The following is a 21,718-nucleotide window of genomic DNA, read 5'->3' on the forward strand; positions in this document are numbered from 1 at the left end:
TTGGTTTATGGTATAATCTCAATTAAATTTGCAAAACTCTGTCGGGATGTAGCGCAGCTTGGTAGCGCACTTCGTTCGGGACGAAGGGGCCGCTGGTTCGAATCCAGTCATCCCGATTTTTATTTATACTGCAAGCGATTTAGGGAGTCCAGTTTCTAGCCGTTTTTGCTATAGATTAACTAAGATTATTTGTCGTCTTAACGTTGTCGTTAACAAATTCATGTCGCCGAATATCTCTTTTGGAGCAGATACAAGCCCTTTTGGAGCAGATGCAAGATTAATCTTCCCCAAGCTTATGCTGTTCATCCATAACTGAGAAAAGCTATGCGCTCCCCTGTTCATTTTCTTACCATTGAAGAATACCTGAAATTCGAGTTAGAGAGTGATATCCGTCACGAATATGTAGACGGTGAAACCTTCGCAATGGCTGGGGCGAGTGAGGAACATAACTTGATAGCTATCAATATCATTGCTTTGCTACGTCCTCATCTACGTGGGACTCCTTGTCGTGCTTTCGTTTCCGATATGAAAGTGAAAATCAAGGTGCAAAAAGCGGATATATTTTATTATCCCGATCTTTTAGTCACCTGCGACTCCAACGATAAAGAAAAATACTTTAAAACTCATCCAACTTTAATTGTGGAGGTGTTATCTAATTCTACTAAAAGTACAGATAAACGAGAAAAACGTATCAATTATCAAAGTATTGAAAGTTTGCAGGAATATGTATTAGTTTCCCAAGAGGAAATCAAAGTAGAGGTTTATCGTCGAGATACTCAAGGAAATTGGTTATTGGAAATCTTAGGCAAAAATGATGAATTATCTTTAAATTCTATTGGCTTAAGCTTGACAATGGCAGATATTTATGAAGATGTGATAAATGTTTAAGGTAGAATAAATTCAGAGACCATTTATAAAGCAAATATTAAGGATAGTCGCGCAGGAAGAAACCCGGTTTCTCATCAAAAAGTCAGATGATGCTCGATACTTAAATCCTATACACCGGGTTTCTTTGGTCTTAAGGTTTAGTTTATACATAACCTCTTATGGAAACAAATCGGCATCTTTAAAGGCTTTTCCAGCTTGATCTTTAGCTGATAGAATTGGGGTTGTAGTTAGCTGCCAATTTATCGCCAACTCTGTGTCATTCCAGAGAATAGTGCGATCGCCTCCTGGTGCATAATAGTCTGTAGTTTTGTAGAGAACTTCGGCGACTTCTGAAAGGACAACAAAACCGTGGGCAAAACCTACTGGTATCCAAAGTTGGCGCTTGTTTTCTGCGCTGAGTTCGTAGCCTACCCATTGTCCAAAAGTCGGAGAACTTTGGCGAATATCAACTGCAACATCGAAGATGTTCCCAGATACCGCACGTACTAATTTTCCCTGGGGTTGAATAATTTGATAATGAAGTCCCCGCAGCACATTTTGCTTGGATAGTGATTGATTATCTTGAACAAAATTAATATTTAAACCAGTTTTTTCAATAAATTTTTGCTGATTATAAGACTCAAAGAAAAAACCGCGATCGTCTTGGAATATTTGGGGTTCTATCAGAAGGATATCGGGTATTTCGGTAGGAATAATTTTCACGTTTTTTGATTGTATTTGTAAGATTTCTTTTTCAATTATAAAGATAATGGTTCTTCATTACTTGTTATGCTAAAAAGTCCACAGAAGATTCCATAACCCTTGCTGGGCAAGAAAAGTAGCTTTTTTATATCAAGATTTGAAGCTTGGCGATAAAATCTAAGCTCCAACTTTCCAAAAGCCTTGATTTTAAAGGCAAAAACATGAATTTAGGTTAACTTTCTGCATCACAACTACGGAAGAGCCAAGATAATAGTTATCATAGAATTGCAGGATTATCTCATTTAAAAAAAATCTTTCATATTCTTGCCACTAACTATAGATAATAATATCTAAATATCAATATTTTTCGCTGCTGTAAGAATACATTAAAAAAATTAAGTTCTTTATTATTTGTCACTATTATCTATTATATTTAATAATTCCTTGGCACGATGAAGATAGGAATGATTCTCTAAGACAAATTTTTGCATCTCTGAAGCAGCTGAATTTCTCATCTCAGGATTTGTTTTTGCCCAGATAATGGTTTTAATGACTTCTTGAGCATCTTGACATTGAAAGATATATTGTTCTATTTCAGGGTGGAACTCTTTGATAGTCATATTATTAGATACAATAATTTGACATGTTCCAGCTAGAGACGTTTCGTAAAATCTATTTGTTGGTGAACTTTGAGGTCTAGCATTTCCATCACCAGAAAAGTCTCGGAATAATGTGAGTGCAAATCGAGAATAGTTTTGTAACTTCGCTAAATCTCTAGGTGCAACTCGAAAATCACGTTCAAATTTACAAATGTTGATAGTTGATAAATTATCTGAGGGTATATAAGGATTTGTTGGCAATATAAATCGACTTTTGAGATTATTGTACTTGAGCAAATCAGTTAAATCTTGGAGAAATTTAGTCCGATTAGGCCATGCTGTACCAATGAAAATCAGATCGTAGAGTAATTCTTTAGGTTGCTCAATGACTGGATGGAAAAACCAACTGCTGTCTGCTGCAAGAGGAAGGTAATAACAATTGGGATGCTGGTATAATTCTTTGCTCGCTTTATCAGATGTGAAAACAAAATCAAAATATTTAGATATTTCTTTATTTCGTTTAATTTCAAATGGATCTTCAGTTGTCCATAAAATCCATTTACTAGAACTATTTTTAAGCGTTTGGATTACATCAAAAGTAACATCTTCTCCTCCCAAAAAAACGATTATTTCTGGTTCAAAACTTTTAACAAATACTCTGATTGATTGAGAGTTAGATATTCGGACATCTATTCCTGAAATTTTCGACAAAGCCTGCCAAAGTGAACTAATTAGATGAAAATTATTATTATTAACTTTAGAATTATAAATTAATATACGCTTACTCATGATTTATCTGGTTTAAATAATATATTTTTCACATGAATTTTTGAAAAAATCAATGACAATTATTTTTTTCACTAGAAAAAACATAGTGAATTATTGTTTGCAAGCGATGTCTATAAAGATGTTGTTGCATAATTTTCTGTTTAGCTTTTCTTGCTACACTACAACGAAGTTCTAAGTTCTCTAAATACTTTTTAGCTAAATAAATAAACTCTTCTTTAGTACTAAAACTAATAATTTCCTCTGGACTAAAATATTCATATAATTCTGGTCTGTCAAAAAACACTAACTGAAAAACTCCCATTGCCGCAACCTCAAATGTTCGAGGTGCAGGGGTGGAAGGGACTATTTCATAGATTTTATTTTGTAGATCAAAAACTCGTGATAGATTTAATACGATTTTGCTATTCGTGTAAATATGCAAAAGCTCATCATAACTAACTGAAGGTCGTATGAAAAGATTACTAGTAATCTCACTTGACCAGTTAGAACCAATGATTAGGGTAGAATACTTTTTAAGAAAATCTTGCAGACCTTCAATAATATCAATACGGTTAGGAAAGCCAACACCACAAAAAACAAAATCCCATTCGGGTTGTGTTGATGCTTCTAAAACTCCATGAACAGATTCAGCAGCAGCTAGAGGTAAATGGTAAACATTGGGAGAATGATAGTAATTACAAGAGTTTTTATCATTGCTGAATACGAAATCAACAAACTTTGGTAAAAAATAGTTACAGTCAAATTCATATGGGTCATCTGTTACCCAAGCAGCTATATAAGTATTCCAACGCGATCGCACTTGAGATATTAAGTTATATATATCTAAATAGGGGTTGTAAAATGAGCCGAATAAAATTACTAAATCGGGTTTTTTAACTGTATCAACTTCCTGTAGATAATATTCTCCAGAATAAAACTTAACTGTCAAGTCCGAGCAATATTTAACTTCGGAAATAAGCATGTTTCGGATATGTCGATTGCTATCTTTATGTTCGGGAAGTAACCACACAAAATGAATGATGGTATGAGATATATTCATAATCTAGTTAAATTTTGTATTAATTAATTAATTAATTTTTATTTAATTTTGGAATTAGCATACTTAGCAAATCGATTAATTGTAGAACGCAATCCTTCTCGCCGATAAAACTGCCACGCTTTCTGGAGAATTTCCTTGTTCCCAGAAGCAACAGAGATAGTTGATGAAGATTTAGAGTCACTATGCCAAGACTCAGGATGTACGTCTATAACTAATCGTGATAAAATTTCTACAGAATTGATATCAGAAGCAGTTTTATGGATACGGTTATACAAAGATAGATAGTTATCTAAATTACTTTGTAAAGATGGATACTTGACTTGACTTACTCCCTCCAAGAGATCAAGAAAATCTTGTTTTGTGAAACTCAAAAAACTATCTAATATTTTGATTAAGGAACCAGGGTCTTTATAATCATAAATAAATCCGTTTTTCCCATGATTAATGCGTTCTCCAAAAGCTCCAAGCTTGGGAGCGACAGGGATTAAACCACATGACCATGCTTCGGAAAGTGCTAAAACAAAAGTTTCAGGCCAAATTGAAGCAAATACAGCTATATGACATTCTCGCAGCAATTTTGGTAGTTGTTCAGGGGTATAGCTACCATGTGATTTAACAGTTTTCTGCTTTGCCATTTCATATAAAACTGTTGAGTAAGGATGTCGTGTATCTCCATAAATATGAAATTCAATGTTTTGTTGTTTAATAGATTGGTAGTAATCTATAACCTGTAATAGTAATTCTGCTCCTTTGTTAGTATCAAAATTGCCAACACAAGCAACTTTTAAAGGTGCTAAATAGTTAACAAATTTAGTATCTATTTGAGGTTGAGGTTGTGCATCCAAACCTAAACCCATTGTTAAACTCAGTTTAGTTTGCAAATGAGGATAGGCAGTTACCATTCGAGAACGCTGATCAGAACATAAATAATGAACAGCATTTGTATGATACAGCACTTCTGAAATTAAGCTTTGTCGGGTATGTTGTGTGTTTGCTTGATAATTAAATCTTTGTTTCAAGCACAAATCACAAGTTTGGATTGAAACATGAGGATAGTCACAAAAATGATTGTCTTTCTTCAAAAAATTAAATTGTGGGCAAATAAAGTAATAATCAAAAAATGAAATAACTGTTTTTGCACCAGATAATTGAGCAATTAACGGCAGATTGAGGGGATATTTAATTAAATGAAAGAAATGAACTACGTCAATTTGATGCCCTGTCATCAGCGATGTAAATTTAGCACTTAGTTCTTCATGTCGATAGCATTCTGAGGTTACAGGATAATTTAAATTTATACGCTTAATCGATTTATCTTTTGGATTTAGGAGTAGGTAATTGCTACAGTTACCCGCTATTCTTAAATCTGGGAATAGAACATAAATTTGATGGCTACTATTTTTAATTAGCACATCTACTAGATACTGAACATGGACTTCCGTACCACCATGCGGTGCATAACCAACCCAATTATGTAGGACAAATAATATGTTCATCGATATTTTCTTAAAATTTTTATGCTGTTTTCTGCAAGGGTAGTTTTATCTGGATTTACTTTTGATTAGTAAAAATTAATCATAACTGACTGGATTCCTACTGAATACTTTTCAATTTTTATATCCCAAATATATTTTTCAGCTTAAACAAAACCTGACGTACCTTCCAAAATCTGCTATTCTCCATCTCGTTTAACTGTTGTTTAAATTGTTCGAGTTCTACATGTTTTTTTTGAAGTTGTAGTTGTAATTCTGCTACCTCTGTTTGTGTACTTTGTAATTGCGATTGTGTACTTTGTAATTGCGATTGTGTACTTTGTAATTGCGATTGTGTATTTTGTAATTGTGATTGGGTATCCTTGAGTTCAGCTTGCCTTTGATCGAGTTCTGATTGCTCGCTCTTGAGTTCAACTTGAGTTTGTTTGAGTTTAGTTTCAAAGTAACGCATTACTTTTTGTGACTCATCGAGATTTAGCATATAAGTATTTAGTAAATCATCAGATGCATCAATATATAAAGAATCAAGAGATGTTTGGATTCTGTCACTTTCATCCGAACATATAGCAACAAAATAAAGCGGTGATTTTAGACTACAAACTTGCTGATATAATTTATCAATATTACCAGTATATGCTTTTAATTGATTTTCAGAGGTGCTTTCCAAAGAAAAAACAAACGAACCCATACCTAACCTTTGACCATAGATTTGATAATAATTAAAATAACGATTCAGCAAATCTACTAACTCACTATAATACAGTTCTTTGACATGAAATGGATTAGAATGATTAGCTTCATCCGTATGTACTAAGCGATTGGGGGATGAGAGGATTAAAAGTCCACCTGGTTTCAATACTCGCTTAATTTCTTGCATCATTTCTTCATGCTTATCATGATGCTCAATCGTCTCAAATGATGTGACTACGTCCACCGAATGATCAGCTAACGGTACTGATTCACAAGAGCCAACCAGAAAATTTAAATTCTCATAACTGCTATATTTTAATTTTGCATATTCTACAGATTCACTATCTATATCAACACCTACAACGAATTCAGCCACTTTTGCTAATAATGCTGAACCATATCCTTCTCCTGCGGCAATATCAAGTACGGACTTTCCGGTAACAAATTGAAGACACATCGCATAACGATGCAAATGTTCATATTTGATTGCTCCATCAAGCGAAGGAACATATCTTTCACCTGTAAATTCCATACTGTTAGAAATATTCATAACAATCACCTGACAGCTACTAAAGCTTGAGCAGCAGGGTATTCAATCGAGAACAATCGACATTCTTGAAATCCTGCTTGTATTACTTGCTTCCAAGCATCGCAACCAAATTCAGTATAAACTAGATTGTCTGGTTCACCTAATCCATGAAAGCTAGGCGGCATACCGACTCTGGAAATAGTCAATCGATCAACAATCATTGGTACTGTAAAAGTACAGTATCCACCTGTTTTTAAAATTCTGTAGCATTCCGATAGTGCTTTAATGGGATGCTGAATATGTTCTAAAACATCAGAATGAACAACTAAATCAAAAGAAATATCTGCAAATTTCATGTTCATCATATCCAATTCCGGATACATTTTTAATTGATGACCTGGTATTTGTTTGAGAAACTGCGTTAAGCTACCGGCTTCATTTACTTCTAGTATTTGCAGATGTTGAAACTTTTCTTCCCTTACAAAATCTTTAAATAGACCTTGATAGCCAAAGCATTTCATAATCGACAAAGCTAATGCCATTGTCCGCAAGTTAGAATTACAGTTTTGGCAATGTAAACCTTGTTGTCGATTGATATATTCAACTTCATATTTTGATAAACGCCATTCACTAATTAATTCTTGCCAGAGAATATTTTGATAGTGAATTTTGTTTGAACCGCAACAATAACAAATCATTTTGATAAGGAATTACTCAATTCCTGAGGTGAAATAAGGATATCGACTGTATGAGAAACAGTCACGTTTGTAAATCTGAAAAATCCAAATGTTAGGTCGGTAACTCCTGATTCTAAAGCAGTTGGAGTTTGTATCCAATCCAGCATTTCGTTATTTTCTTGACTACCGTCTGCGATCGCAGGTTCTAAGGAGTATGTATCACTTTTAATATGGGGCCATGTAATGGCAAAACTGACGCTTATAATTTGTCCTTTTTCAAATGCAGGTAATTTATATTTATACTGTGATGTATTCCAACCAGCAATATCGACTCGCAAGCGATCAAACATCATAATCCCAAAGATAGGGTTTTCTACTCGGTCATGACTAATAATTTTGGCACTAACAATCAAAGTTTCATCAGGCATTATGAATCCGATTTTTTTACCTGTGATATTCTGCATTTCTAAACTGAGAATTTCGCAGCGTCCTGTTCCAAATCGTTTAGTGTTTGGAAATGCTAAGAAGTTATTACCTGTAAAAGAATTTATCTTCAGTTTTTCTGTTTGTTTATCTCCTGCAATTAAATCAATTGATGTTTTTGTGTTGCGATTATTTTCTAAATCTTGAGAATTATTGGCTTTTTCCCGGATGCCTTCATTGATGCGATCGTACATCCACGCTTGATATGATTTACTAACATCTACTGGACTACCTTTTTCGACTATTCGAGAATTATTTAACCAATAACAACTCGAACAAAGGCGATTTACCGAACCAAGATCGTGGGAAACAAATAAAATAGTACCGTTAGCATCTTGAAAATCTTTAATTTTTGCCATGCAGCGATGTACAAAAACGCCATCACCAACGGACAATGCTTCATCAACTATCAGAATTTCTGGATCAACATTAATGGCGACAGCAAAAGCTAAACGTACAAACATGCCGCTTGAATATGTCTTGACAGGTTCATCAATAAAATCACCGATATCAGCAAATGAAGCGATTTCATCAAATTTGTCTTCTATTTCTTTTTGACTTAATCCTAAAATTCGCCCATTAAAAAATACATTTTGTCGCCCGGTAAATTCTGGATTAAAACCACTGCCTAATTCTAATAAAGCTGAAACTCGACCATTTACTTTTACTTCCCCGGTAGTAGGGGTCAGCGTCCCGGCTATAATTTGTAGTAATGTGCTTTTCCCCGAACCATTACGTCCAACAATTCCAACTGTTTCTCCTCGCGGAATCTCAAGCTCGATATCTCGTAGTGCCCAAAATTCCTCACTTCGATTTTTACCTGGTAATAATATTTCCTGAAGCCTATCTGCTGGATGGTTGTAACGTTTAAAGCACTTCGATACATTCTTGAGTGAAATTGCTATTTCTTCTCCCATACCTTCGTCATTAATCCTCAAACTCTCACACACTTAAAAATACAAGGTCTACAACACGAACTCTACAGCAACCTGAATACAATTATCAAATATAGTATCTGAATTTTAGCTAATTATTTCCTTAAACCAAGCTATCTGGGTCAATACCGTGTTTGCGTAAGTATTCTACTAATTTTTCAGCCCGTTGTCGTTCATTTTCATACTTTTGCCGCATCTCTAACGAAGTCAAAAATCTCTCTCCATCCGGACGGTAAATAACTAACTCACCCTGCGTAGTATCAAATTTTATCCCCAAAAGCGGACTTGTCCACCCATTAACTGCTTCAATTTGTTCTAGTTTCTCACCAGCACGCATCCAAGCTTCGATTTCGTCAGATTCTGGATCATAAATATAATATTCTTGTACTCCGTAGATTTGATAAAATTCTAGTTTCCTCTCCATTTCATCATCTTTGTTGCTCTTCGAGAGTATTTCAAATACTACCTGTGGTGGAATATTATCTTCGCGCCATTGTCTGTAGGATTTACGTTTACCTTTCGGTCTACCAAATACTACCATCACATCCGGTGCAGTTGGATTAATGACTTTAGAACGGACAGGATACCACAGTAAGTCGCCAGCAATAAAAACATTGGGAACATCAGCAAATAAGACTTCCAGGTTTTCTTTAATGAGGACAATCCATTTATATTGTTCGGTATTATCTGCCATTGGTTTACCGTCACCACTGGGATAAAGTAAATCTTCATCGATTTGCCGCATTGTTGTCATGGGGATACCTCATAATTGCGGTTCTTTTGATTGGTTTTAATTTTGATTCTTAATTGAAGTCATTGAACAACTCACAGAACATCTGCAAAAGCTGGACGCAAACGACGATAACACCACAAACCAATACAGAAAATTACCAGGGCGATTAATGAACTAACACCCCATTCACCCCAGTGTGTCACCTCTCCATTGATAACCAAGTCGCGGTAAACCTCAACGATCGCAGTTAAGGGATTTAACCAGAATACCCAATTTCGCCACCCTTCGGGGATAGCTGAGGCTGGATAAATTATTGGAGTGGCATACATCCAAATATTTAATAATACACTAATTGTTTGGGGGATATCCCGGAGAAAAACAGTAAATCCTGCTGCCAAGTAGCCCAATCCTGCGGTTAATAGTAGTTGCGGTAGCCAAATTAGGGGTAAAAGCGCCAAGGTTGGGTGTAGAGTGTGGGAAGTAAAGGCAACGAAAACAATTAACACAATTAAGCCAAAGGCGCTTTCGATAAAGGCTGAGAGAATTGGTACCAGTGGCAGTAACCCTAGAGGAAAAACGACTTTTTTAACTAAATTGGGCTGTCCGACAATTGAGGTGGCTGATTGGATGAAACCACCACTAAATGCAATCCAAGGTATCAGTCCAGCAAATAACCATAAACCAAAGGTAAAGTTATTTTCTGGTAAACCTTTTAGGGTTAATTTTACTTTGAGTACAAATGAGAAAACGTAAGTATAAATTAGTAGTTGTGCGATTTGATTAAGTAGGGGCCAAAGATTCCCCAAGACAGAACCTTTGTAACGTGCTTCTAAGTCTCGCCGTACCAGAGTTCTCAATAGGTCAAATTTTGCCCAGGCTTTGTCGCTAATTGGCAGGAAGCGCTTGAATTTTCCTGCTTTTTTCGCAGTCCCCTTAAATGCATTCAACAATTTAATTTTCCTCGCCTTCACTCACTACCTACACACTTTCATGAGCTTAATGAAGTTAGCAACCTCAAAAAGTTTCTTTGCTATTAATTTACGTTATTAGGTTACACTATCTGGATTAATTCCACGAGAACGCAATTCTGCCTCTAAACGCCGCGATCGCAATTCGGCTTGTTCGGCTCTTGTTTGTGCCTGTTGTATTTGTTCCTGAGCTTGTTGCTGTGCCTGTTGTATTTGTTGTTGAGCCTCTTCCTGTAATTGTTTTGCTTGTTGTTGAGCTAACCTTGCTGCTTCTTCTGGTGTTGGGACTAACTCCCCTTCCGGTGTGAAGTAACGCAGTTGAGAGTTGTATATACCTAAATATAAATTTAGGACTTGACTCCAAAGCCATCCTTGTGTATTGGGAATAATCTCTTGATAACTAGTGCCCACCAATTCAAAACCAGCAAATTCTAAATTTTCGGGTGAAAACCAGAAATATTCTGGGGTACGGAATCGATTTTGGTAAAGGCTTTTCTTGAGGTTACGGTCTGTACTTGCCGTACTATCGGAAAGTAATTCGATAATTAAATCAGGATAGTTACCATTTTCTTCCCAGACTACCCAAGAACTGCGGGGTCTCTTTTCGGTATCCTTGACGAGAAAAAAATCTGGTCCGCGAAAGTCTCGGTTGCGTAACTGCTGCCGACTAAAATAGATTGTCAGGTTTGCCCCAATAAAAAAATCATTTTTATCTTGCCACAGCCATTCTAAAGAAGTCACCAACAGTAATAGCTGCATGTAGTGCAACGAAGTTTCCATTTCTGGCTCATCACTTAACAACCGAGTTGCATCGGGCATTTGTTGTTCTAACTGTTGCGCTGTGACAAACATCGGTATATACCTGCTGACTCATTAATTTCATTTTAGGCTCTAAGAAACATTTAAAGGAATTACGGTATAGTACCGGATTCGGCTAAACTGAATCTTGGTTTGTTGCGTTATTTTAAGTTGGCATGGAAATCGGACAGAGAGTAAAAGTATTTCGTTTGCGCGATCGCGTTTCTGCGGCTATTGCAAAAAGATTGGGGCAAACTGGCATCATCCAAGGTTACAAAATGACTGATGGTGGTGGTTATGGCTTTGTGGTTTTGTTTGATGACAATTTTGCTACTTGGTTTTTTGAGGACGAAATCAAAGCTGTGTAGAAGTTGCTAACAAAGACGCGGAGAGGGGAATGTGGAGAGGGGAATGTGGAGAGGGAGACACGGAGACGCGGAGACGCGGAGAAGAGGTTTCATAAGGAGATTTCCAGGAAATAAATGTACCGAAAATTGTTGTAGTGTGGAGAGGAGTTTCCGGGGAGATATTCTTCACGGAAAACTCCGGGGCTGGAAAGCCCACTACAGCAACAACAAGATGGGTAATTTATTTTTCGCAAATCACCATATTCCGTTCGGAAATGGTTAAAAGCCTCGACTAAAGTCGGAGAGACGAAAAATCGCTTCCTTATTTGCATCCTCTGAATTTATCTTGCTTGATTTCTCCGCGTCCTCGTCAAGGACTGTACTGGGTGCTGAGTGGCAGAATAGAGATTGGGAAAGAAGTTATTGAGGATGAAGTAAATTTATGCTCAACTGCCAATTCCCAATTACTAAGCTGTTAAGGAATGTGAATGAAATAAAGTGCAAAAGTAGGGTGCTGTTAGCGCAGCGTAACGCACCATTTCATATTCGTTCAGAATTGTAAGTTATTAAATTCCTGTTCCTAAGCATCCAATTTGTATGGACAAAGCAGGCAGGATGCCTGCACTACAATGATTTGATTTTTTGCTTGATGTAATTTCGCCGCACATCAGATGATTACTCAATACACTCTCTGGTGTAGCTAACTACAACACTTTCAACTCAGCATTATTGAGACAAGCTCTATTTAGACAAATATTAGGAATTTTTAATAATGGCGTTGATATTAACATTTTTAGGGAAAGACGGGACTACTCGCAGCAAAATTGCGATCGCCTCGGCGATGAAACTAGCTAGCGAAGGGCAACGGGTACTGTTGGCGGGAAATGCCGAACCCGCGATGCAAATCCTTTTAAATACTACCCTCAGTCCCGACCCCCAAGAAATTTCTACCAATTTACATGCTGTACAATTTCAAACCGCAGTCCTACTCGAACGTAGTTGGGATGAGGTGAAAAAATTAGAGGCACAGTATCTGAAAACACCAACTCTTAAGGATGTTTACGGTCAAGAGTTATCAGTATTGCCGGGAATGGATACGGCATTGGCACTAAATGCTATCCGTCAATATGAAGAAAGCGGTAAATATGATGCCATTATTTATGATGGCACTGGTGATACTAATACATTACGGATGTTGGGAATGCCGGAATCCCTAAGTTGGTACGTGCGCCGTTTTCGCCAACTGTTTATCAACTCGGATTTAGGTAAAGGTATTTCCGAATCGCCTTTGGTTCAACCACTAATCAGTACATTTTTTAATGTTAACTGGACGGCAGATAATTTTTCCCAACCCACCAATATGGCAAATAATATGCTTGATCGGGGTAAGGAAGCTCTCGCTAGCCCCCATCGAGTTGCAGCATTTTTGGTGACAAAAGATGACGAAATCGAAATTGCCACTGCTCGTTATCTCTGGGGTAGCGCCCAACAAGTAGGATTAACAATAGGTGGCGTAATCCTAGCAGATGCGATCGCTTCGGCAAATTTTAGCGAACAGTTTGCACCGTTACCTGTGAGTACAGTGGGCACAAATTCCCCAGAATTTTCGCAAATCATCGACAATTTACCCAATTTTGTCGCCCAAGCAACTCAAGCACCACGCCCAATTGAAATAGACACTAATGCCCGTCAGGTGCGCTTATTTTTACCTGGATTTGACAAAAAACAAGTCAAACTCACCCAATATGGTCCCGAAGTCACCATTGAAGCTGGTGATCAACGACGAAACATTTTACTGCCTCCAGCCTTAAGTGGTAAACAAGTGACTGGGGCGAAGTTTCAGAATGGTTATTTGATAATCTCATTTTAAGAAGGGGGAGGACAGAAGCTACAGGGATTCGAGAGATTATGGAAAACTTTCTCTTCACATCTGAACATTCTCTGCCTCAATCTGCCCTTACCCATGTCCATTCAATTAAACAAAATATGACAGAATCAACACCCACTACCCCAAATCCCAGCGAAGAAATCAATCTCGCAGAGGAACGCACTGCCAAAACCCGACAACTACTAGGGATGAAAGGTGCAACAACTGGCGATACTTCGATTTGGAAAATTCGTTTGCAATTAATGAAGCCGATTACGTGGATTCCCTTAATTTGGGGTGTCGTTTGTGGCGCAGCTTCTTCCGGCGAATATACCTGGACGTGGGAAAATTTCCTCAAGTCTGCGGCTTGTATGTTACTTTCAGGTCCCTTACTCACGGGATATACCCAAACTATTAACGAATTTTACGATCGCGACATTGATGCCATTAATGAACCCTATCGTCCCATTCCTTCCGGTGCAATTTCCCTGCCCCAAGTGATTACGCAAGCTTGGGTGTTAATGTTAAGCGGTTTGGGGTTGGCTTATGGCTTAGATGTTTGGTCTGGTCATGAATTTCCCACAATTACGGTAATGGCAATCTTTGGCGTGTTCATTGCCTATATCTACTCCGCACCACCACTCAAACTCAAACAAAATGGTTGGTTGGGTACTTACGCTTTGGGTTCCAGTTACATTGCTTTACCTTGGTGTACTGGTCATGCTTTGTTTGGGGAACTGGACTGGAAAATCGTTGTCATGACTGTGGTTTATAGCTTTGCGGGTTTAGGTATTGCCATTGTCAATGACTTTAAGAGTATTGAAGGCGATCGCAAACTGGGCTTAAAATCTTTACCTGTAATGTTTGGGGTGAAAACTGCGGCTTGGATATGCGTGACAATGATAGACGTATTTCAAATTGCGATCGCTGGATATTTAATTTTTATTCATCAGCAATTCTACGCAGCTATTTTGTTACTCATGGTCATTCCCCAAATGGTGTTCCAAGATATGTACTTTTTGCGCGACCCATTAACTAATGACGTAAAATACCAAGCTAGCGCCCAACCATTTCTTGTATTAGGAATGCTTGTTGTTGGTTTAGCGATCGGTCATGCCAATCTTTAAGAAATGTAAATTCAAAAAATTGCCATAAACTGCAAAAATTAATAGATAGGACTCAACCACTGATGACTTAGGTGGTGTTACGGTGACGCAAAAATTTGAGCTTATGCTCATTTTTTATATGCACAAGTAGTGCAAAAGAGCAATTAGCTAGCCGTAACCCACCATTGATTTATATGTGTTGTCAGCATTCTCCCCTAATCAATTAATAATTGTAGTTAGAGAAAAAGCACCGTGTTAACAATACTTACCAGCTTAATTAATGCGATTCAACCATTACTAGTCCCCATTTGTTTTATCACTGCTTGGGGCTTAATATTTCTCGTTATCTCCAGCCTATATTCAGCCGCAAGTCATAGCGTCACCATTGCTAAACAAATGCATCAAATCCCCTGCTGTAACTGTCAATTTTTCACAGCAGACTACCGTCTCAAATGTACAGTCCATCCATCCATCGCCAATACAGAAGCAGCGATTAGTTGTACTGATTATTCAGCAAAAACAAATCCGATGTTGTATTGATTGTATTCAATTAAAAATCAAGTGTTTATTTAGTGTTCGCGGAATGAAAAGCTCAGGATTACATATTAATCATTCATTTCCAACAAAACTTTCATGACACCCTTCGTTTGAGCAACCTCAAATGCAGCCAGCCCATCTGTAAGCGGAAAACGTGAATGAATAAGTGGAATTACATCTACTTTCCCTTGTGCTAATAATTCCAGCGCTGGAGCAAAAGCACCACAACGCGAACCAATCAAAGTAATCTCATCGACAACTAAAGCAGAAGCATCTAAACTCAACTTCCCGGCATAAGTGCTTTTTAATACTAGTGTGCCGCGAGGACGTAAAGCTCGACGAGCAATATCAAAGCCAATATCGTTTCCAGTACATTCAACTGCAATATCAAAGCTACGCTCTTTCATCTCATCAACAAAGCCGACTTTGATACCTCTTGCTTCTAAATTTGCGAGTTTTGACTGATGCCTGCCAATTGCCAACAAATCACAGCCCGTCAAAGCTAAAGTTTGCGCGACTAACTGTCCTAATTTACCATCACCAACAACTAATATGCGATCGCTCGGATGAATTTGAATTTGTTGTTGGATTTCGAGAGCTGCTGCTACAGGTTCTGTGAATGTGGCGACTTCAGTCGTAATGCTATCGGGGACAACATGAAGATTTTTCACAGGTAAAGATAAATAATCAGCAAAGGCACCATTGCGATTGACAATACCTAAAACAGTACGGTTTTCGCAGTGGGTGGGTTGTTTTTGGAGACAAAAGCGACAATAACCACAAGCAGCATTAATTTCACCGACAACCCGCTTGTTGATTAAATTTTCGTCACCCTGTTCGACAACACCAACAAATTCGTGTCCTAAAATTCCTGTATAGGGATAGTAACCACGTTTTAATTCCAAATCAGTATTACAGATACCCGCCGATAATACCCTGATTAACGCTTCACCTGCGGGTACTTCGGGAACAGGAATATCAGTACGAAGTTGTAATTGTTGGTTTTCTAACCAGATTCCTTTCATAAAATTTGGGGAAGGGGAGAGTATTTGTTATTGTTAGTTATTGTTATCCGTATAATTATTCTATTTCCCATTCCCTTTGTCACAACCTCTTAAACTGATGCGATTATTTGCTCTATCGTTGGGATTTTTGGTATTTTGCACCTTACCAGCTTGTGCCCAAACACAAGCTGCAAAGTCTTGTGAAACTCGCTTTGCTAGTAGTAAATGCGTTAATAATGTCACCCAACTTGCCGGAGAAATATCAAAAGCAAGGGTAATATATCTTGGAGAAACCCACGACAGTGCTGAAGACCATGCACGCCAGTTACAAATTATTCAAGCATTATCTAACCGCAAAGTAAATAGTAACAAAAAAATCGCGATCGCTCTGGAAATGTTTCAGCGTCCTTACCAAGATGTTCTTAACAATTATCTGGCGGGGAAAATCACCGAAGCCGAATTAGTGAAACAAACAGAATACGAGCAACGTTGGGGTTTTCCTTGGGAATTATATGCACCAATTATCCGTTTTGCGAAGGCTAACAATATACCCCTAATTGCCACAAATACTCCCACTGAAATTACTCGCAAAGTTTCTCGCCAAGGTTTGGAAAGTCTCACACCTGAAGAACGTAAATTAGTTCCACCATTTTCGGAAATTCGTACTGCTCCCGAAGAATACCGTAAGTTAGTTTTGGCAGCTTTTGAAGGACATCAAAATAGCGGACATGGTAATAGTAAAAATCAAGAAAGATTTTTTTTAGCGCAAGTCCTGTGGGATGAAACAATGGCAGAAAGCATTGCTAATTTTGTCCAAAAAAATCCAGATTATCAGGTGATTGTTTTAGCTGGGCAAGGACATATTGTTTATGATTATGGGATTCCCAGCCGTGTACAACGTCGCTTACAGGGTAAAACAAATATGAGGAATTTTACTCAACTTTCTGTATTATTAAGTCCACCAGAAGATGATAATTTACCTCAAGATAAAAAAATTGCTGATTATATCTGGGGAAAATAATAAGTCCTGGGGGCAAAGTACAACTAGCCAGCCAAAAATAAACCCGGTTTTCATCTAAAAACCGGGTATGCCTAATTAATCTTATATTCGGCATTCTTTTCTAATCTTTCTGAGTCTCTTCCTTGTGGGAATGATGGAAGCGAATACCGAGAAAAATATCGTACAAAAAGCCGAGGAAATCTTTCTTTGTCAACAACCCTAAAGATTGTGGCGAACCTTTTTCATCAAGTGTTGGTTTCATCAAATAATAAGTAGGTTGGTATTTATACCAAGGTATTGAAGGCCATAAGTGATGAATAAGATGATAATTTTGCCCCAAGATTAAGATATTCAGGATAGGACTGGCGTAAACACGGGCATTTTTCCATCGGTTACGTTCCTCGAATGGACGATGGGGTAAATAATCGAAAAATAGCCCCAGTGTAATCCCAACTACTAATGATGGCACAAACCAAAAATTTAATACAAAGCCCAAAAAGTGATATTGGACTGAAATATAGACGATAGATGCGACAAACAAGCGGCTGAGGAACCATTCTAATAATTCATACTTACGCCATAACCGTCGCTTAAAGAAAAATATTTCGTGATAGAAAAAGCGTACTGCAATTAACCACAATGGTCCACCAGTGGAAACATAATGGTCTGGATCATTTTCTGGATCATTAACATTACCATGATGCTGCAAATGTACCCTGGTAAACACTGGAAATGCAAAAGCCAGCATTAAGGCACTACTATGCCCCAATATTGCATTCAAAATTCGGTTGCTATGGGCAGACTGGTGACAAGCATCGTGAATAACTGTCCCCGAAATGTGTAAGGCAAGGACATTTAGGCTAAAGCAAGCCCAGTCATTCCATCCCCAAACCCAGTAACCGAAGCAAGATAAAATAACAATTCCTACCGCCGCAAGAAACATTAGCAACGTAGGATTCAAACCACCCGGAGGCGCTAATAGTTCCCTTGGGGGGAGAGTTGTCAATGGCTTTGGTGCCTCCGCCGTCAGCATTCTAAACTCCTTAACCTTCACGCAATTAAATCGCGAAATCAAATATTACGAATATACGACAGAAACTGCCGAATAATAAAGTTTTATGTACTCAAGATTAATTTATTTCCCGGTACATCGGTAGCTGAATTAACGATATGATTCCAATCGAGTAGATATGGAATTGGACGATGGGCATGGGATAAAGACGCGGAGAGGGAGGAGAGGGAAGATACGAGGAAGCAAGAATAATAAGTATTAATAATTATTAATACTTATCTCAGCCTTCCCATATCCCATGTTGCCCTTTCCATCTGTCCCCAATGCCCATTCCCGATTCTCAAACTATCGGTAGGAACAGACAGCGACTACCATTCGATTTTACGATTATTCCCAGATAGCTCCCTATAACCACCTCCCTATGCAATTAAGAGAATTGATTCGTCGCACCAAAATTGTCGCTACAATTGGTCCTGCCACTAGCAGCCCAGAAATGCTGAAGGCGATTATTGAAGCGGGTGCAACGACACTGCGGTTAAATTTTTCCCACGGTTCCCATGCCGACCATCAACGTAATATCAGGTTAATTCGCCAAACAGCATTTGAGCTTAATCAACCTGTAGGCATTCTACAGGACTTACAGGGTCCAAAAATTCGTTTAGGTAAATTTGAAAATGGGTCGATAGTTGTTGCTAAAGGCGATCGCTTTACCTTGACAAATCGTCCAGTAGTTGGTCAGCAAGATATTAGCTGTGTCACCTACGATTATTTAGCCGATGAAGTGCCGACAGGGGCACGCATTATGCTTGATGATGGGCGCGTGGAAATGGTGGTAGAAGAAGTAGACCGTAACAAAGGCGATTTACACTGTCGTGTCACCGTAGGTGGTACGCTTTCTAATAATAAGGGTGTTAACTTCCCTGGCGTGTATTTGTCCATCAAAGCTATGACTGACAAAGACCGCGAAGACTTGATGTTTGGTCTGGATCAAGGTGTAGATTGGGTCGCCTTGTCCTTTGTTCGCAATCCCCAAGATATTATTGAAATTAAAGAATTAATTTCCAGTACAGGTAAGCAAGTACCAGTTGTCGCCAAAATCGAGAAACACGAAGCGATCGAACAAATGGAAGCGGTATTGGCTCTGTGCGATGGTGTCATGGTAGCGCGGGGTGACTTAGGTGTGGAATTACCCGCCGAAGATGTTCCAGTCTTACAAAAACGCCTCATTGCCACCGCCAATCGTCTCGGCATTCCCATCATCACCGCGACTCAAATGCTCGATAGCATGGTCAATAATCCCCGTCCAACCCGTGCTGAAGTCTCGGACGTAGCCAATGCCATTTTGGACGGTACAGACGCGGTAATGCTCTCTAACGAAACTGCTGTTGGGAAATTTCCAGTTGAAGCTGTGGCGACAATGGCAAGGATTGCCGAACGCATGGAACAAGAAGCCGCAGAAAATAATAATGCCCGTCAGGGACGCACCCGACCTTCGATTCCCAACGCCATTAGCCAAGCAGTCAGTCAAATTGCCGAGCAGTTAGATGCCGCAGCGATTATGTCGCTGACGCAAACAGGCGCAACAGCCCGCAACGTTTCTAAATTTCGCCCACAAACGCCAATTTTAGCCGTTACACCCCATGTCAACGTCGCCCGACAGTTACAGATGGTATGGGGAGTTAAACCATTGCTAGTGCTGGAATTACCCTCCACTGGTCAAACTTTCCAAGCCGCAATCAATGTCGCCCTAGAAAATAAAATGGTGTCTGAAGGCGATTTGGTCGTGATGACAGCAGGCACTTTACAAGGGGTTTCTGGCTCCACTGACTTAATTAAAGTCGAAGTTGTGACATCGGTACTCGGTCACGGTATCGGACTCGGACAAGGCTCCGTTAGCGGTCGGGCAAGAGTAGCCCATAGTGGGATTGATGTTGGTAACTTTAATTACGGCGATATATTAGTGGCATCCCATACAACGGCTGACTTTGTTGAGGCAATCCGCAAAGCCGCAGGTATTATTACTGAAGATGCAAGTCTCACAAGCCACGCAGCCGTGATTGCTTCGCGATTAGGCGTTCCTGTAATAGTCGGTGTCAAAGAAGCAACGCAAGTGATTCGCGATGGGGCAATTTTAACAATGGATATGCAGCGTGGTTTAGTTTATTCGGGAGCAGTGGGAGGAATAGTCGGCAGCACGCCGTAGTCGAGGGAGATAGGGAGGAGAAGCGCAGACGCAGGAGTTGGGAGAATGCAAAACATCCCTGTGTCTGTTCCTCTTAAATAAACCTTGTCAATACTTCCACTGTTGCTAGTCCTGTTTTTTCCCAGCTAAATTTTTTTGCCCTCTCCAATCCCAATTTTGAGAAATGCGATCGCATTTCTTCATCATTGATCATTTGCTGCATAGCCGTGGTAATTTCGGCGGTGTTATATGGGTTAATTAAGATTGCGGCATCACCTGTAACTTCCGGCAGTGAGGATAGATTAGAAGTAATCACAGGAGTTCCACAAGCGATCGCTTCTAGTACCGGAAATCCAAATCCTTCCCAAAAACTGGGAAATACTAACGCTATGGCATGACGAATAATGTTTGGTAGTTCGCTGTAGGGTACGTAGTTTAAAAATTTAACTTGTTCTGTGATTCCTAATGCGGATATTTGCGTTTTTAAAGTTGGTGCAAAGCGTTTGTCACTAGGTCCCACTAACCATAATTCATAATTTTGATTGTTTTCTAAATTTGCAAATGCTTGGATAACTCCGCCGACATTTTTATATTTATCTTGTCTTCCTAAATAGAGAAAATATGGTTTTTCCTGATTATTTTTTTCAGATTCATGAGGATTTAAATTAGGTTGAAAGTTATTTGCATCATATGCGAGCAAAATCGGTGTAATTTTACTTGCGGGTATCCCGTAAAAATTAACAATATCAGCCGCCGTAGATTCAGAATTACAAATAATATGTTGTGCTTGGGCAAGAACTTGCGGAACAATGTAACGAAAATAATTTGTCAGTGGTGATTTGAGATTGGGAAATCGTAAGGGAATTAAATCATGGACTTGGACAATATAACGACAGTGGCGATAAAGAGGTGCTTCTGGTAAAGGAGAAAAAATCAACTTTGCTGTCAGTTCTCGATATATTTCTGGCAATTTAAATTGTGTCCAAATTAAGCGTCGCAGATGCCCTTGAGAGCCTTGAGCAGGTGTTAAATTATCTGGAATTGGATAGCATTCAAAATTAGGATATTTTTGAGATGCTAATAGGATTGGATTTAATTCTTTTAAATATGGAAATAGATTCAGCGTATAATTACTTATTCCTGTTGGTTGAGAAAATATAACTGATAAATTAACTAGTAGTTGACTCATTTTTATCTTGTCAATCTATTTGTATAGGCAATATTAATCGCTCTAACGCGAATCTAATGATAACTAGTACACAACGACGGAAATAAAGCTACTATCTACAACGGAAACCGACAGCGTCTACTTTGTGCTTTTTACTTTTGCTTTCACATACTAGTTGATCAGGATAATATAA

The 21,718-nt window shown here is 38.5% G+C and carries 21 protein-coding genes and 1 tRNA gene; 8 read left to right on the plus strand and 14 right to left on the minus strand.

The window, feature by feature from the left end:
* The first annotated feature begins 42 nt into the window (after window positions 1-42).
* Both VB733_RS02790 and VB733_RS02795 read left to right on the plus strand, forming a co-directional pair.
* Window positions 43-116 (plus strand) — tRNA-Pro (locus VB733_RS02790).
* 208 nt (window positions 117-324) lie between these two features.
* A complete protein-coding gene (locus tag VB733_RS02795; protein ID WP_323338584.1) occupies window positions 325-888 on the plus strand; it encodes a Uma2 family endonuclease in 564 nt (187 codons plus the stop codon).
* Window positions 889-1,044: 156 nt separating this feature from the next.
* On the opposite strand, the gene rfbC is transcribed toward VB733_RS02795, so the two are convergent.
* The 10 genes from rfbC to VB733_RS02845 form a co-directional block, all read right to left on the minus strand.
* Window positions 1,045-1,590, minus strand: coding sequence for a dTDP-4-dehydrorhamnose 3,5-epimerase (gene rfbC / locus VB733_RS02800; RefSeq protein ID WP_323338585.1), 546 nt, complete (start codon window positions 1,588-1,590; stop codon window positions 1,045-1,047).
* A gap of 386 nt (window positions 1,591-1,976) precedes the next feature.
* The gene (locus VB733_RS02805) at window positions 1,977-2,957 is read right to left on the minus strand and encodes a CgeB family protein (RefSeq protein WP_323338586.1); all 981 of its coding nucleotides are present in this window, start codon (window positions 2,955-2,957) and stop codon (window positions 1,977-1,979) included.
* A gap of 49 nt (window positions 2,958-3,006) precedes the next feature.
* Window positions 3,007-3,996, minus strand: a complete 990-nt coding sequence (locus VB733_RS02810; protein WP_323338587.1) for a CgeB family protein — start codon at window positions 3,994-3,996, stop codon at window positions 3,007-3,009.
* A 38-nt stretch (window positions 3,997-4,034) separates the two neighbouring features.
* A complete protein-coding gene (locus VB733_RS02815) occupies window positions 4,035-5,408 on the minus strand; it encodes a glycosyltransferase (protein WP_323338588.1) in 1,374 nt (457 codons plus the stop codon).
* Window positions 5,409-5,610: 202 nt separating this feature from the next.
* Window positions 5,611-6,729: a class I SAM-dependent methyltransferase gene (locus VB733_RS02820; RefSeq protein ID WP_323338589.1), complete on the minus strand. Its 1,119-nt coding sequence runs from the start codon at window positions 6,727-6,729 to the stop codon at window positions 5,611-5,613.
* Window positions 6,730-6,734: 5 nt separating this feature from the next.
* A complete protein-coding gene (locus tag VB733_RS02825; RefSeq protein ID WP_323338590.1) occupies window positions 6,735-7,406 on the minus strand; it encodes a class I SAM-dependent methyltransferase in 672 nt (223 codons plus the stop codon).
* On the minus strand, window positions 7,403-8,785 hold the full coding sequence (locus VB733_RS02830) for an ABC transporter ATP-binding protein (RefSeq protein WP_323338591.1): 1,383 nt from the start codon (window positions 8,783-8,785) through the stop codon (window positions 7,403-7,405). The genes VB733_RS02825 and VB733_RS02830 overlap by 4 nt, the downstream gene beginning before the upstream one ends.
* A 121-nt stretch (window positions 8,786-8,906) precedes the next feature.
* A complete protein-coding gene (locus VB733_RS02835; protein WP_323338592.1) occupies window positions 8,907-9,557 on the minus strand; it encodes a Uma2 family endonuclease in 651 nt (216 codons plus the stop codon).
* Between the two features lie 71 nt (window positions 9,558-9,628).
* A complete protein-coding gene (locus tag VB733_RS02840; RefSeq protein WP_323338722.1) occupies window positions 9,629-10,483 on the minus strand; it encodes an ABC transporter permease in 855 nt (284 codons plus the stop codon).
* A gap of 99 nt (window positions 10,484-10,582) precedes the next feature.
* Window positions 10,583-11,356, minus strand: a complete 774-nt coding sequence (locus tag VB733_RS02845; protein ID WP_323338593.1) for a Uma2 family endonuclease — start codon at window positions 11,354-11,356, stop codon at window positions 10,583-10,585.
* A gap of 122 nt (window positions 11,357-11,478) precedes the next feature.
* Between VB733_RS02845 and VB733_RS02850 the strand changes: the two genes are divergently transcribed.
* Window positions 11,479-11,670: a DUF2862 domain-containing protein gene (locus VB733_RS02850; protein WP_096612000.1), complete on the plus strand. Its 192-nt coding sequence runs from the start codon at window positions 11,479-11,481 to the stop codon at window positions 11,668-11,670.
* On the opposite strand, the gene VB733_RS02855 is transcribed toward VB733_RS02850, so the two are convergent.
* On the minus strand, window positions 11,657-11,839 hold the full coding sequence (locus tag VB733_RS02855; RefSeq protein ID WP_323338594.1) for a hypothetical protein: 183 nt from the start codon (window positions 11,837-11,839) through the stop codon (window positions 11,657-11,659). The two genes, VB733_RS02850 and VB733_RS02855, sit on opposite strands and share 14 nt — an antisense overlap.
* A gap of 582 nt (window positions 11,840-12,421) precedes the next feature.
* Between VB733_RS02855 and VB733_RS02860 the strand changes: the two genes are divergently transcribed.
* The 3 genes from VB733_RS02860 (at window position 12,422) to VB733_RS02870 (ending at window position 15,162) form a co-directional block, all read left to right on the plus strand.
* On the plus strand, window positions 12,422-13,519 hold the full coding sequence (locus tag VB733_RS02860) for an ArsA family ATPase (protein ID WP_323338595.1): 1,098 nt from the start codon (window positions 12,422-12,424) through the stop codon (window positions 13,517-13,519).
* A gap of 116 nt (window positions 13,520-13,635) precedes the next feature.
* Window positions 13,636-14,643, plus strand: a complete 1,008-nt coding sequence (chlG, locus tag VB733_RS02865; protein ID WP_323338723.1) for a chlorophyll synthase ChlG — start codon at window positions 13,636-13,638, stop codon at window positions 14,641-14,643.
* A 231-nt stretch (window positions 14,644-14,874) separates the two neighbouring features.
* Entirely contained in the window at window positions 14,875-15,162 is a 288-nt protein-coding gene (locus VB733_RS02870) for a hypothetical protein (protein ID WP_323338596.1), read from the plus strand.
* Between the two features lie 65 nt (window positions 15,163-15,227).
* On the opposite strand, the gene VB733_RS02875 is transcribed toward VB733_RS02870, so the two are convergent.
* A complete protein-coding gene (locus VB733_RS02875; protein WP_323338597.1) occupies window positions 15,228-16,184 on the minus strand; it encodes an MDR/zinc-dependent alcohol dehydrogenase-like family protein in 957 nt (318 codons plus the stop codon).
* A 97-nt stretch (window positions 16,185-16,281) separates the two neighbouring features.
* Here VB733_RS02875 and VB733_RS02880 point away from each other — a divergent pair, with 97 nt between their 5' ends.
* Window positions 16,282-17,184: a ChaN family lipoprotein gene (locus VB733_RS02880; RefSeq protein WP_323338598.1), complete on the plus strand. Its 903-nt coding sequence runs from the start codon at window positions 16,282-16,284 to the stop codon at window positions 17,182-17,184.
* A gap of 100 nt (window positions 17,185-17,284) precedes the next feature.
* Here the strand turns inward: VB733_RS02880 and crtR are convergent, their stop codons facing one another.
* Window positions 17,285-18,196: a beta-carotene hydroxylase gene (crtR, locus tag VB733_RS02885; RefSeq protein WP_323338599.1), complete on the minus strand. Its 912-nt coding sequence runs from the start codon at window positions 18,194-18,196 to the stop codon at window positions 17,285-17,287.
* Between the two features lie 400 nt (window positions 18,197-18,596).
* Here crtR and pyk point away from each other — a divergent pair, with 400 nt between their 5' ends.
* A complete protein-coding gene (pyk, locus tag VB733_RS02890) occupies window positions 18,597-20,378 on the plus strand; it encodes a pyruvate kinase (RefSeq protein ID WP_323338600.1) in 1,782 nt (593 codons plus the stop codon).
* Between the two features lie 73 nt (window positions 20,379-20,451).
* On the opposite strand, the gene VB733_RS02895 is transcribed toward pyk, so the two are convergent.
* Entirely contained in the window at window positions 20,452-21,546 is a 1,095-nt protein-coding gene (locus VB733_RS02895; protein ID WP_323338601.1) for a glycosyltransferase family 1 protein, read from the minus strand.
* Between the last annotated feature and the right edge of the window lie 172 nt (window positions 21,547-21,718).

The organism is Calothrix sp. UHCC 0171, assembly GCF_034931845.1.
Classification (GTDB): domain Bacteria; phylum Cyanobacteriota; class Cyanobacteriia; order Cyanobacteriales; family Nostocaceae; genus Brunnivagina.

What these genes read in the sequence shown, in the direction of transcription:
- VB733_RS02795 (WP_323338584.1), top strand. Translation starts at nt 325, where the DNA reads ATGCGCTCCCCTGTTCATTTTCTTACCATTGAAGAATACCTGAAATTC.
- VB733_RS02805 (WP_323338586.1), bottom strand. Translation starts at nt 2,957, where the DNA reads ATGAGTAAGCGTATATTAATTTATAATTCTAAAGTTAATAATAATAAT.
- VB733_RS02810 (WP_323338587.1), bottom strand. Translation starts at nt 3,996, where the DNA reads ATGAATATATCTCATACCATCATTCATTTTGTGTGGTTACTTCCCGAA.
- VB733_RS02820 (WP_323338589.1), bottom strand. Translation starts at nt 6,729, where the DNA reads ATGAATATTTCTAACAGTATGGAATTTACAGGTGAAAGATATGTTCCT.
- VB733_RS02825 (WP_323338590.1), bottom strand. Translation starts at nt 7,406, where the DNA reads ATGATTTGTTATTGTTGCGGTTCAAACAAAATTCACTATCAAAATATT.
- VB733_RS02830 (WP_323338591.1), bottom strand. Translation starts at nt 8,785, where the DNA reads ATGGGAGAAGAAATAGCAATTTCACTCAAGAATGTATCGAAGTGCTTT.
- VB733_RS02835 (WP_323338592.1), bottom strand. Translation starts at nt 9,557, where the DNA reads ATGACAACAATGCGGCAAATCGATGAAGATTTACTTTATCCCAGTGGT.
- VB733_RS02845 (WP_323338593.1), bottom strand. Translation starts at nt 11,356, where the DNA reads ATGTTTGTCACAGCGCAACAGTTAGAACAACAAATGCCCGATGCAACT.
- VB733_RS02850 (WP_096612000.1), top strand. Translation starts at nt 11,479, where the DNA reads ATGGAAATCGGACAGAGAGTAAAAGTATTTCGTTTGCGCGATCGCGTT.
- VB733_RS02860 (WP_323338595.1), top strand. Translation starts at nt 12,422, where the DNA reads ATGGCGTTGATATTAACATTTTTAGGGAAAGACGGGACTACTCGCAGC.
- chlG (WP_323338723.1), top strand. Translation starts at nt 13,636, where the DNA reads ATGACAGAATCAACACCCACTACCCCAAATCCCAGCGAAGAAATCAAT.
- VB733_RS02875 (WP_323338597.1), bottom strand. Translation starts at nt 16,184, where the DNA reads ATGAAAGGAATCTGGTTAGAAAACCAACAATTACAACTTCGTACTGAT.
- VB733_RS02880 (WP_323338598.1), top strand. Translation starts at nt 16,282, where the DNA reads ATGCGATTATTTGCTCTATCGTTGGGATTTTTGGTATTTTGCACCTTA.
- crtR (WP_323338599.1), bottom strand. Translation starts at nt 18,196, where the DNA reads ATGCTGACGGCGGAGGCACCAAAGCCATTGACAACTCTCCCCCCAAGG.
- pyk (WP_323338600.1), top strand. Translation starts at nt 18,597, where the DNA reads ATGCAATTAAGAGAATTGATTCGTCGCACCAAAATTGTCGCTACAATT.
- VB733_RS02895 (WP_323338601.1), bottom strand. Translation starts at nt 21,546, where the DNA reads ATGAGTCAACTACTAGTTAATTTATCAGTTATATTTTCTCAACCAACA.